This window comes from Mesorhizobium sp. M2A.F.Ca.ET.037.01.1.1, assembly GCF_003998075.1.
Lineage (GTDB): Bacteria > Pseudomonadota > Alphaproteobacteria > Rhizobiales > Rhizobiaceae > Mesorhizobium.
This window is the reverse complement of record NZ_RZSA01000080.1, coordinates 1-11,730: the sequence shown is the minus strand read 5'-3', so window position 1 is coordinate 11,730 and position 11,730 is coordinate 1. Positions and strand designations below refer to the sequence as shown.

Genomic DNA, 11,730 nt, shown 5'->3' with positions numbered 1-11,730 from the left:
AGATCACGTCGGCATTTTCTGGCCCTTCGCCGAAGACGGTCTGCGTCGCATCGCGCCACAACGGGCAGCGGCGGCAGCCTTTCGCCTCCTCGCGCAGCTCCGGAATATCGTCGGCCTCAGGCGCCGCCACATCGGACGGCTCGGGCGTGGGCCAGTGCTTGGCCTTCACCTTGGCATGATGCGGTGCTGGGCTGGTTGGCATCCGGGCGATCATGTCTGACGCGGCTTTGTCCGCTCCTGCTATCAAATCTGGAATGAGCGAGGCCTCGGGAAGGTTCCGCCAATATTTCTTCGGCATCTCCTTCTGCATCGCCTTCACCTTGAGGCGGGCCGGGTTGAAGATGTTTTCGAAATAGGTCCGCCACAACGCCTCGGCATCGTCTTCCGCCGGCGCGTCGCGCTTGGCCGCACCCGGCCCCATCGCCAGCCTCTCGCCGTCCCAGTCGGCCGAGGCATGCGGGGTCAGGATCGTCCAGCGCATGCCAGTGAAACGACGCACGAAGAAATCGGCATTGCGCTCGACGATGTAATGGTCGGGCTCGAACCATGCGACATAACGCTCGTCCGGGCCTTCGCCGATTTTTCGGAAGCGCACGAAGGCGCGCATCTTGTGGATGTCGCGGTGCACGGCCTTCTCCATCGCCTCCAGCCGCCGGATATCGGGATCGGTGGCGATCGAAAGCAGCTTCGGCTCCGAGCGCAATCGCCAGAGCAGCCGGTAGAGAAAGCCGAAGCGCTCGGGGTCGCAATGGCAGATCACCGTCTCGGCTCGCTCGATGAAGTCGCGCGGCACGACCAGTCGCGCATCGGCTTGCGCAGCCGGCAAATCGCTGGCGCCATCTTCGCGATCCGGCTCGACCTGCCACGCGACATCTTCCGGCGGAATATCGTTCGTCGCCAGCCGCCGCGCCGCGTCGCGCCAGCCGGCAAAATCGGTCTGGCTGCCGAGCCGGACGACATGAGCGGCGAGGTTGAGCTGTGTTCTTGCCATGGTCAGAACAAGGAAAGCTGCTCGCAGGAGCGGGTGATCGCCTGGCGCAAGCCGGCCTTGTCGGTCAGCGCGCCCGGCGACCAGCCTTCCGCGACGATGAAGGGCCGCACCTTGGCGATCGAATGGCAGAGCCGGCCGACATCCTCGAGCCGCAGCCGGCGGTGACGGCGCGTCTCGACGATCCTGTCGATGACCTTGGTGCCGAGCCCGGGAACGCGCAGCAGCGCCTCTCGCTCGGCGCGGTTGACGTCGACCGGGAATCGGCCCCGATTGCGCAGCGCCCAGGCGAGCTTGGGATCGATGGCAAGGTCGAGCATCCCGTCATTGCTGCCGGCCAGGATTTCCGGCTGCGAGAAGCCGTAGAAGCGCATCAGCCAGTCGGCCTGATAGAGCCGGTGCTCGCGCATCAGCGGCGGTTTCTGCAAGGGCAGCGAAGATGTTGAATCGGGTATCGGGCTGAACGCGGAGTAGTAGACGCGGCGCAGGTGATAGCTGCCATAGAGCCGGGCGCTCGCGCGCAATATGCCGTCGTCGGAGGTCGTGTCGGCGCCGACGATCATCTGCGTCGACTGGCCACCCGGGGCGAAGCGCTCGCGCCTGCGGCTCTGCAAAGTGGGCTCGGCCTTCTCCTCGATCTTGCGGCGCAGCTTGGCCATCGAAAGCCGGATCGTTTCCGGTTTCTTTTCCGGCGCCAGTTTCTTGACGCCTTCGTCCGTCGGCAGCTCGACATTGATCGACAAACGGTCGGCATAAAGCCCTGCCTTCTCGATCAGTTCGGCAGACGCTTCGGGGATGGTCTTGAGGTGTATGTAGCCGCCGAACTTTTCCTCGATCCTGAGCCTGCGTGCCACCTCGACCATCTCGCCCATCGTCTCGTCCGGCGAGCGAATGACGCCAGAGGACAGGAACAGCCCCTCGATGTAGTTGCGGCGGTAGAAATCCATGGTGAGCTTCACCACCTCATCGACGCTGAAGCGAGCGCGCCGCACATTCGAGGACGAGCGGTTGATGCAATAGCTGCAGTCATAGATGCAGAAATTGGTGAGCAGGATTTTCAAGAGCGAGATGCAGCGCCCGTCCGGCGCGTAGGAATGGCAGATGCCGGAACCCTCCGTCGAGCCGATGCCGCCCGATCTCAGCGAGTCGCGCTTCGCCGAGCCGGACGATGCGCAGGAAGCGTCGTATTTGGCGGCGTCGGACAGGATCGCCAGTTTCTCGCGGACGGAAAGCACAGCCATTTGTTCATGATATGTTCCAGAAATGCAATTGGCTATAACTTTTGATTGTCCGCGGCAAAACGTGATCGCCACGCGCGTGTCGTCCGCCTTACACCTCGTGCAGATAGAGGTGGTAGTCCAATTCGCTGACCGTGCGCGCGACGCGCAGATATTCGGCCTGCTTGATCGCCACGAAGGTCCGGTGCAGGTCGGGACCCAGCGCCGATTTCAGGAAATCGGATCCCCTGGCCGCCTCGATCGCGGCGCGCCAGTCGGCCGGCATGGTCGATCTTTCGCTCGGCTGCTCGTAACCGTTCCCGGTGGTCTCTGGCCCCGGATCCAGCCCTTCGTCGAGCCCTTTGACGATGCCGGCCAGCACCGTCGCCGCTACCAGATAGGGGTTGGCGTCGACGCCCGACGGCCTGTGCTCGATGCGGCGGTTCCTGGCGTCGCCCGCCGGCACGCGCAGCGCCACCGAGCGGTTGTTGACGCCCCATGTCGGCGCCACGGGCGCGTAGGATTGCGAAACGAAGCGCCGCCATGAATTGGCGTGCGGCGCGAACACCAGCATCGATTCCGCCATGGTGTGGATCAGGCCGCCAAGCGCGTTGAGCAGCTTCGGTGACCATTTCTCGCCGGTGGCCTCGGTGAAGACGTTACGGCCGGCATCGTCCTGCAGCGAGACGTGGAAATGCATGCCGGAGCCGGCATAGGACTCGATGGGCTTGGCCATGAAGCAGGCGGTGACGCCGTGCCGCCGCGCCTGCGCCCTGACCAGCCGCTTCAGCATGACGAGGTCGTCAGCCGCGCGCATCACGTCCTTGCGGTAGTTGAGCGTCAGCTCGTACTGGCCGGGCGCGTATTCGGAAATGACCGTTTCGGCCGGAATGCCCTGCGCCTTGGCCCCCGCGTAGATGTCGGAGAACAGCGGCTCCATGCCATGCAGATGGTCGACGGAATAGACCTCGGTCTTCGCCGAACGACGGCCGTCGAGCACCGCGCGGGCAGGCTGCACCTTGCCATCCGCGTCGCGCTCGTTGGACAGCAGGAAGAACTCCAGCTCGAAAGCGCCAGCAGGATGCAGGCCGCGCGCCGCCAGCAATTCCACCTGCCTTGCCAGCACCAGCCGTGGGTCGGAGGTCATCGGTTGGCCGTCGAGATGGTACATCGACATCAGCACCTGGCCGCGCGCCGGATTGGTGCCGTAGAGCGGCACCAGCGTGCCCGGGATCGGCCACGCCCTGAGGTCGCCGTCGCCTGTATCCCACACCAGTCCGGTCTCGTGCACGTCCTCGCCGGTGATGTCGAGGCCGAGGATCGAGATAGGCAGGTGCCTTCCGTTCTCGAAAATCCCCATCAGCTCATGGCGGCGCACGATCTTGCCGCGGCCGATACCGTTGGCGTCGGTCAGCACGATGTCGAACGCCTCGATCTCCGGATGCGCGTCGAGAAAGGCCTTCGCCTCGGCGGGCGTCGACCCGGAAGGCGATGTTGTTACGGCGTTCGGATTGTCCATGGCCGCTTTTCTCACGCCGTAAGCCTGGCCGCAACCGCGGCGAAGGCGGCGATCAGCCGGCTCACTTGCGCTGAAGACGTCACCGGCGAGATCAGCATCATGTTGTGGAACGGCGCGATCAGCACGCCGCGATTGACCAGCGCGACATGGATGGCGGCTTCGAGCTCCGGCGCATGCGCCTTCTCGGCCTCGGCGCCATTATGCAGCGGTCCGGGCGCGCAGATGAATTCGACGCGCGCGCCGACCCGCGCGACATGCCAGGGCAGCTTGTTTCGCTGGATGACGGCGGTCAGCCCCGCATCGAGCCGGCGCGCCAGCCGGTCCATATGCGCGTAGGCTTGCTCCGTCATCACCTCCTCTAGCGTCGCGTGCATTGCCGCGAACTGCAGCGGGTTGGCCGACAACGTCGTGCCCATGCCGGAATAGCCGGGCTCCTTGGTCCGGTTATAGGCGGCGTAACGCGTGGCGACCTCCTCGCTCATCCCCCAGATGCTCGCCGGCACGCCGCCGGCCACCGGCTTGCCGAGCACGAACAGGTCTGGCTCCAGCCCGTACTTGCGCGTATAGCCGCCCGGGCCGGTGGAGATGGTGTGGGTTTCGTCGATCAGGAGCAGCGTGCCGGCCGCGCGGGTCAGCCGCCGCAGCGCGTCATGGAAGCCGGCATCCGGCAGCACCATGCAGGAATTGGTCAGCACCGGCTCGGTGATGACGCAGGCTACGTCGCGGTCCGCGAGCGCTGCTTCCAATGCGGCAACATCGTTGAACTCGACGATCTTGGTCGCCCGCGTGAGATCGCGGAATTCGCCGGCCAAACCAGGCCGGTTCGCCGGCTTGCCGTCGATCAGCCGCACCATCGTCTCATCGACCGAGCCATGATAGCAACCGTTGAAGACCAGGATCTTCTCGCGCCCGGTGACCGCGCGGGCGACGCGCAGCGCGAAACGGTTGGCGTCGGTGGCGGTGGTGGCGATCTGCCAGTAGGGGAGGCCAAAGCGCTGCTGCAGGAGCGGGCCGATCGCCAGCGCATCCTCGCTGGGCAGCATGTATGTCAGGCCACGCGCCGCCTGCCGGCGGATCGCGCGCGCGACCGCCGGCGGCGAATGGCCGAGCATCGAGCCGGTGTCGCCGAGGCAGAAATCGTCGAGCCTGTTGCCGTCGATATCGGTAATGGTGGCGCCCTTGGCGCCGTCGACCAGTATCGGGAATGGTGTCGGCCAGTCGATCATCCAATGCATCGGCACGCCGCCCAGGAAGCCGGCGATGCCATTGCCAAGCTTCGCCTCGGATTTCGGCCGCGCTTTGCGGAAGGCGGCCGCTTCCCCTTCGCGCAATTCGGCGATGCGCGCGATGTCGATGCCGCCGATGGAATTCCTGGAACTGTCCGATGCCTGCATGAAAACCCCTGTGTTTCGCGCGGCACTCTGCCAACCGGCTAGCAAAACCGCAATTGGCCGCGCCGGCGGCGGGCGTTGGCTCAGCGCTCTTGACCCGGCACCTCCGTCAGGGCCTCATTGCGGGCAGGCATGGAGGAGGGGAAAATGCGGACAGTTCTTTGCGGGGCAGTGCTTCTTGCGTCAGTGAATGGCGGTTTCGCCTCCGGCGCCCTCTGGTGCTCGGTCGATGACGCCAAGGTCGCCTTCCAGCTCGACGCCGGCGTGACCCGTGGCCTGGGCGGGCCGACCTTCAATTTCCGCGGTGACTTGGAGATCAAGGCCCGTCCCGCCACCGACAGCCTGCGCAAGACGGTGTTCGAGGACCAGAACCTTACGCAATACTGGCTCGACGGCGAGGAGTTGCGGCTGCTCGTTTATCGCGAGCACGAAGCCAAGGACACCTACCGCTCGGTGGAGCTGACGATCCTGACCAAGGCCAGCGACGAAAGCACTTATGACGGGCGCTACACGCTCGCGGTCTATGACGGCACGGCCGGCGTGAGCAGCGACCCCGTCGAGTTCAAGGGCGATGTGTCCTGCGGCGCGGAATAGTCAGGCGGTGATATCGATAACGCCGCAGTCGCCGGCAGCACTTCCGAAGACGATGCGGCGCTCTTCCTTGTCCCACGTCATCGACGTGATGGCGCCCTTGCCGGGGCGGCGCAGCAGCACCTCCTTGGCGTCGGCGAAGCGCGCCGCGATCACCATGCCGTCTTCATAGCCGATGGCCACGACGTCCTGGCTCGGATGGCAGGCGACGCAGGTCACCATCGTGTTGCCGCGCGTGCCGAGTTCCAGCGGCGCCTTGCCCATTGGCCCGTCCTTGGCTTGAAACGGCCAGACGATCGCCGCCGGCGCGCCGGAGCTCGCCAGCCATTTGCCCTTGACGCTCCACGACAGGCTCTTCACCTTGCCGGGATAGCCTGACATGCGCATGTGCTTGCCGTCGGCGAGCTTCCAGCCATGCAGCGCGTTTTCCTGCATGGTGGTGATGAGGAAAGCGCCGTCCGGTGAAAAGGTGATGCCGGTATGGGCGCCGGCCCATTCGAGCTCCACCGGCTTGCCCTCAGCCGCTGGAAAATGCAGCGTCGCGCCATTGTAACGGGCGACGGCAAAACGCATGCCCTTGGGCGAGAAGGCTAGTCCTTCCACCGAGCGCGGGTGGGTGAATTCCTTGATCTTGCCGTCGGCGAAACGCACAAAGGCGGTCTTGCCGGAAGCATAGGCGATCGCGCCCTGCGGACCTGCGGCGACGCTGGTGATCCATTTTTTTCCAGCGCTTGCGAGTTCGCTCACCTCGCCGCCGGCCTTCACGGCAAATACCTTGCCGTCCTCACCGCCGGTGATCAGCCGGTCGTTGGCCGCATCATGAAAGGCGGCAAGCAGACCGTCATTGGCCTGCACCGTCTTCTGCCCATTGTCCAGGCGATGGATCGCGCCGTCCGCTAGCGCGAAATGCGGCACGTCGTTGAGGAAGACGGCGGCGACGCAATGGCCTTCGAGATCAAGCGGGGCGACTGTGGGCATTAGGGATTGTCCATTCGGGCTTCTGTGCACGAAGCCGGTGCGGCTAGGTGCGACCTTGCCTTCTCCCCTTGTGGGAGAAGGTGGATTGGCGCGCAGCGCCAAGACGGATAAGGGCGTGTTGGACGGATCGCCGGCATTGCCAAGCTGGAGCACCCCTCATCCGACCTCGCTTCGCGGGGCCACCTTCTCCCACAAGGGGAGAAGCGAAGAACGGGCAGCGCTAGCGCCTGAAGGTCAGGAAATCAAGCCGCCTGGCAGGCTTCAAAACTCTTCCTGAGCCGCTCGGCGTCGAGATCGCGGCCGATGAACACGAGCCGGCTCTCATGCTTCTCGCCGTCCTTCCAGGCGCGCTGGTGGTCGCCCTCGAGGATCATGTGCACGCCCTGCAGCACGTAGCGGTCCTCGTCGCCCTTGAGCGCGATGATGCCCTTCAGCCGCAGGATGTTCGGCCCTTCCATCTGGGTCACCTTCTCGATCCAGGGGAAGAACTTCTTGGGGTCCATCTCGCCGCCGCGCAGCGACACCGACTTCACCGTCACGTCATGGATGTCGGAAGCATGGTGGTGATGGTGATCGTGGCCGTCATGATGATGGTGGTCGTCGTCGCAGTGCGGGCCGCATTCATGGTCGTGATCGTGGTCATGCGCCTCGAGGAAGTGCGGATCGTTCTCCAGCGCGCGCGACAGGTCGAAGGCGCCGCGGTCGAGCACTTCGTCGAGCGCCACGCCGGACCTCTGCGTACGATGGATCTTTGCCGCCGGGTTGATGGCGCGGATCGTCGCCTCGACCTTTTCCAGTTCTTCCGGCGTGACGAGATCGGTCTTGTTCAGCACCACCACGTCGGCGAAGGCGATCTGGTCCTCGGCCTCCTTGGAATCCTTCAAGCGCAGCGGCAGGTGCTTGGCGTCGACCAGCGCCACCACCGCGTCGAGCTTGGTCTTGGTGCGCACGTCGTCATCCATGAAGAAGGTCTGCGCCACCGGCACCGGGTCGGCGAGGCCGGTGGTCTCGACGACGATGGCGTCGAAGCGGCCGGGCCGGCGCATCAGGCCCTCGACGACCCGGATCAGGTCGCCGCGCACCGTGCAGCACACGCAGCCATTGTTCATCTCGTAGATTTCCTCGTCGGATTCCACGATCAGGTCGTTGTCGATGCCGATCTCGCCGAACTCGTTGACAATGACGGCGTAGCGCTTGCCGTGGTTCTCCGACAGGATGCGGTTGAGCAGCGTCGTCTTGCCCGCGCCGAGATAGCCGGTGAGAACGGTTACGGGGATTTGCGTCTGTGCATCGCTCATGGCTTGCCTCGAAATCTTGGTCTCGAAAAATCTGGATTGTCGGCCTCATATAGGATGGGCGTCGCGCTTTTGCACGTGTCAAACCGATGGGCCAGGCGGACCCCCCGACGGGGATGGCGGCGAGGAGGGAGTTTGGGGGCGGTCGAGGCCGACCAAACGGGGAACCGCGTGCGCTCCCAACGGCCGTTCCCCGTTGCCGCTGTGAATCTCCGCTCCTCAAAAGTCGTTTGTCATCTAACTGAAATAAACATCTGGCATCACCTGCGCGGGCACCGCAATGCTTGCCGGCAAAGCGTTCCGCAAGCCGGTTTCTTAGGGATCGTCATTTGCCAACCGCCGGACAGCCTCTATGCTGGCCGCGCCGGTTCGGCCGAAGAGGGAATGGCCATGGCCAAGGCGGACAAGACTGCGACAATGAGCCGGCTGCATTCGGCGGCGAGGCTGGCCCGAACGGCGCTCGCGGCGCGGCTTCTGGCGCATGGTTTCTACGCCGGCCAGGACCAGATCATGCTGGCGCTCGATCGCGAGGATGGCCAGACCCCCGGCAACCTCGCCGGCCGGCTCGGTGTGCGTCCGCCGACCATCACCAAGACCATCAACCGGCTGCAGGCCCAGGGTTTCCTGGAAAAGCGCGCCTCCAACGCCGATGCCCGGCAGGCGCATATCTTCCTCACCGAGTCCGGCCGCGAAACCATCCGCGCCATCGAGAAATCGGTCAAGAAGACCGAGAAGCAGGCGCTGAAGGGGCTCGACAAGAAGGACCAGAAGGCGCTGTTCAAGCTGCTCGCCCGTATCGAGGCGAATTTGTCGAACGAAGACCTGGTCCTGATGGACGACGACGCGGAGATGGATGAAGCGTGACGCGCAGCGTCATCGCTCAACTGCACGGCGTTGGTGACAGACGCGCGATGCGCAGCATCGGCGCGCAACCACGCGGGCCCAGGCATCGGCGGCTTAGTGAAAAGGGCGACGACGCTGCGCGTCGCGCCTGAAGGCCATCACCGGACGCCTCCCCCTTAAGCGACGACGCTACGCGTCGCGCCTCACCAGCGCCGCCCAACGCCCCGGCGTCAAGCCGAACGCCTTCTTGAAATGCCTGTTGAAATGGCTCTGGTCACTGAAGCCGGCTCCGGCGGCGATCTCCGCCAGCGGTTCTCCCTCGGCGATCATGCGCCGCGCTCTTTGCAGCCGGCGCATCAACAGGAAGCGGTGCGGGCTGGTCGAATAAGTAGCGCGAAAATGCCGTGATAACTGATAGCGGTCGAGGCCGGTAACGGCCTCGAGCTCATCGGAGCGCACCGGCCGTTCGGCATTCTCCGCAAGATAGTCGCGCGCAAGTGTCGCCGCGCGCCACGCGGTCTTGCCCGTCGACTTTGCCGGCTTTCCGGCGTAGCGCCTCAGATGCTGCGCCAGTTGCGCGACGAAATCCGCCACGAACAGGTCGCCAAGTTCTTCGTCCAGCGGCGCCAGCGCCGAGAGCAGCGTGTCTCGCAGCGCTGGATGCTTACCACCGCGTCAGGCACGAAAGGCAGCGGCTCGCCATCGAGGCTGTCGAGCAGCAGGGAGGGCTCCAGATAGAGGATCCGGTAGCGCAGCCCGTCTTCCGTGCCGGCGCCGCCGTCATGCAATTCGTCCGGATGCAGCACGATCGCCTGGCCGGGCAGGCTGTGTTGCAGCGCGCCACGATAATGAAAGCGCTGCACGCCGTGCAATGTCACGCCGATGGCATAGGTGTCGTGCCGGTGCGGCTCGAAGGCGTTGCCGTGAAAACGCGCCTCGATGCGTTCGAGGCCCAGCCCACCCGGCGCCGAAACAATGCGATCGCCATTGGCCGCCTCCGCGCACGAACGTTCAAGACCTTGCTTCGCTTCCGCGCCTAGAGCCTGCGCCATCGCCCTGTTCCGCCCGTCACGGGCCATCCCGGAGTCTCAATCTTGGTGTTCGATACGAAAATTGCAATTGTCCTGAGAGAGGATCTGCCGGTCTGGCAGAAACTCAACGTCACCGCCTTCCTGACCAGCGGCATCGCCGCGCAGTTTCCCGAGATCATCGGCGAGCCTTATCGCGACCGCGCCGGCAACCTTTATAACCCGATGTCGATCCAGCCGGTCATCGTCCTGTCGGCCGACGCGGCGACGCTGGGCACGATCTATCGCCGCTCATTGGAGCGCGGCGTCACGGCGTCCGCCTATGTCGAGGAGATGTTTTCGACCGGCCACGACGTGGCCAACCGCGCCGTCTTCGCCGAATTCGCGCCGGACGATGCCCAGGTCGTCGGCATCGCCCTGCGCGGCGAGAAGAAGCTGGTCGACAAGATCACCAAGGGCGCCCGCATGCATGGCTGATTTTTATACCGTCTTGAACGTTCGGGATTAGCAGCGACCTCGCCAACTTCGTCGTCCTTGGGCGTAGCGACGCGAAGCGGAGCGAAGACCCAAGGATCCATGCCGTGACCTTCGCCGAGGTTCGCAACGGAGCAGAATTTTGCACCGTTGCTGGAGCGTCGATGTAACGGCATGGATCCTCGGGTCTGCGCGCGTCGCTTCGCTCCTTGCTCCGCCCGTGGATGACGAACCGCGAGAACCGTTCAAGCCAATCGCCGACGGCGATGCGCTCTAAGCCTGTCCAAAGCGCTTGTTGGGCCAGTCGCTTTTAGCTTGCCGGCCAGCGGCGATTGCCGCAGAAGGGGACGTCTATCCTCCCTTCGGCCCGACCTTGAGCATTCCCAAAAACAACGACGACAGCGCAACGCCGCCCGCGGCGATGCTTTTGATGCTTTGCGTCTATGTCTGCTTCACCTTTCTCGACACCTCCAGCAAATATCTGGTGCTGGCCGGCGTATCGGCGCTGATCGTCGCCTGGGCCCGCTTCACCGTCCATGTCTTGCTCGTCGGCGTCTTCCTGCGCGGCTGGCGCGAGCCGGCACGTTTTCGCGCCAACAACCTGCCGGCGCATATCTTGCGCGGCTGCCTGCTTTTCGGCTCGACCATGTTCAACATCCTGGCGCTGAAGACGCTGCAGCTGGCCGAGACGACGTCGATCTATTTCTTTGGCCCGATGGTCATCACCGCCCTTGCCGGCCCGCTGCTCGGCGAATGGGCAGGCTGGCGGCGCTGGCTGGCGATCCTCACCGGCTTTGTCGGTGTCCTGATCATCACCCGGCCCGGCGTCGGCGTGTTCGGCATTGGCCATCTCTTCGCGCTGGGCTCGATGCTGTCGAACAGCTTCTATGTCATCATGACGCGGCGCATGTCCTCGACCGAAACATCCGAGAGCCTGATATTGTTCTCGGCGCTGGCGCCGTCGGTGCTGCTGGCCCCGATGCTTGCCTTCGCGCCCACGCTGCCGCACGGCGGCTTTCAATGGTTCGTCGTCCTGATGCTGGGCGTCTTCGGCGCCGGCGGCCATTATCTGCTGGTCCGGGCCTATCGCCTGGCGACCACCACGCAGCTGGCGCCTTTCCCTTATTCGCAGATGGTGTGGATGATCATCGCAGGCTGGCTGATCTTCCACCAGTTCCCGGACCGCTGGACCTTGTTGGGGGCTGCCATCATCGTTGCCAGCGGCCTCTACATCATCCACCGCGAGCATCGGCGGCGCGTGCGCAACTCGGCCTCGCTCGACACCGAGGCCGAGGCGCTGGCGAAAAAACTTTGATTTGCTCCAAGTCCGGTGGCATAAGGCCGTTTTAAAAAATTTAAAGACGTAGATCCGAAGACCCTGGGGAGCGAAGGGCACTGGCACAGAA

Annotated in this window: 10 protein-coding genes and 1 pseudogene; 4 read left to right on the top strand and 7 right to left on the bottom strand. The window is 64.5% G+C overall.

Going from position 1 to position 11,730, the window contains the following annotated elements; genetic code table 11:
- From EOA27_RS06655 to EOA27_RS06640, 4 genes are all read right to left on the bottom strand, one after another.
- Positions 1-991, bottom strand: a 991-nt coding sequence (locus EOA27_RS06655) for a TIGR03915 family putative DNA repair protein (RefSeq protein WP_127255784.1), incomplete at its 3' end; no start/stop codon positions are given.
- A 2-nt stretch (positions 992-993) separates the two neighbouring features.
- On the bottom strand, positions 994-2,229 hold the full coding sequence (locus EOA27_RS06650; RefSeq protein WP_126079888.1) for a putative DNA modification/repair radical SAM protein: 1,236 nt from the start codon (positions 2,227-2,229) through the stop codon (positions 994-996).
- Positions 2,230-2,317: 88 nt separating this feature from the next.
- A complete protein-coding gene (locus EOA27_RS06645; RefSeq protein ID WP_127255786.1) occupies positions 2,318-3,724 on the bottom strand; it encodes a glutamine synthetase family protein in 1,407 nt (468 codons plus the stop codon).
- 11 nt (positions 3,725-3,735) lie between these two features.
- Positions 3,736-5,118, bottom strand: coding sequence for an aspartate aminotransferase family protein (locus EOA27_RS06640; RefSeq protein WP_127255782.1), 1,383 nt, complete (start codon positions 5,116-5,118; stop codon positions 3,736-3,738).
- A 144-nt stretch (positions 5,119-5,262) separates the two neighbouring features.
- Here EOA27_RS06640 and EOA27_RS06635 point away from each other — a divergent pair, with 144 nt between their 5' ends.
- Positions 5,263-5,709: a hypothetical protein gene (locus EOA27_RS06635; RefSeq protein WP_127255780.1), complete on the top strand. Its 447-nt coding sequence runs from the start codon at positions 5,263-5,265 to the stop codon at positions 5,707-5,709.
- On the opposite strand, the gene EOA27_RS06630 is transcribed toward EOA27_RS06635, so the two are convergent.
- Together EOA27_RS06630 and EOA27_RS06625 are read right to left on the bottom strand one after the other, a co-directional pair.
- Positions 5,710-6,684, bottom strand: coding sequence for a WD40 repeat domain-containing protein (locus tag EOA27_RS06630; RefSeq protein WP_127255778.1), 975 nt, complete (start codon positions 6,682-6,684; stop codon positions 5,710-5,712).
- Positions 6,685-6,926: 242 nt separating this feature from the next.
- Positions 6,927-7,982, bottom strand: a complete 1,056-nt coding sequence (locus EOA27_RS06625; RefSeq protein ID WP_127255776.1) for a GTP-binding protein — start codon at positions 7,980-7,982, stop codon at positions 6,927-6,929.
- A 387-nt stretch (positions 7,983-8,369) separates the two neighbouring features.
- On the opposite strand from EOA27_RS06625, the gene EOA27_RS06620 reads away from it, so the two are divergent.
- On the top strand, positions 8,370-8,843 hold the full coding sequence (locus EOA27_RS06620; RefSeq protein ID WP_126079882.1) for a MarR family transcriptional regulator: 474 nt from the start codon (positions 8,370-8,372) through the stop codon (positions 8,841-8,843).
- A gap of 168 nt (positions 8,844-9,011) precedes the next feature.
- On the opposite strand, the pseudogene EOA27_RS06615 reads toward EOA27_RS06620, so the two are convergent.
- A pseudogene (locus tag EOA27_RS06615) lies at positions 9,012-9,874 on the bottom strand (AraC family transcriptional regulator).
- Between the two features lie 45 nt (positions 9,875-9,919).
- On the opposite strand from EOA27_RS06615, the gene EOA27_RS06610 reads away from it, so the two are divergent.
- Positions 9,920-10,327 carry a DUF2000 family protein gene (locus tag EOA27_RS06610; protein ID WP_127255774.1) on the top strand — a complete coding sequence of 136 codons (408 nt, stop codon included), beginning with the start codon at positions 9,920-9,922 and terminating at the stop codon, positions 10,325-10,327.
- Positions 10,328-10,754: 427 nt separating this feature from the next.
- Positions 10,755-11,639: a DMT family transporter gene (locus EOA27_RS06605; RefSeq protein WP_189353904.1), complete on the top strand. Its 885-nt coding sequence runs from the start codon at positions 10,755-10,757 to the stop codon at positions 11,637-11,639.
- Positions 11,640-11,730 lie beyond the last annotated feature (91 nt).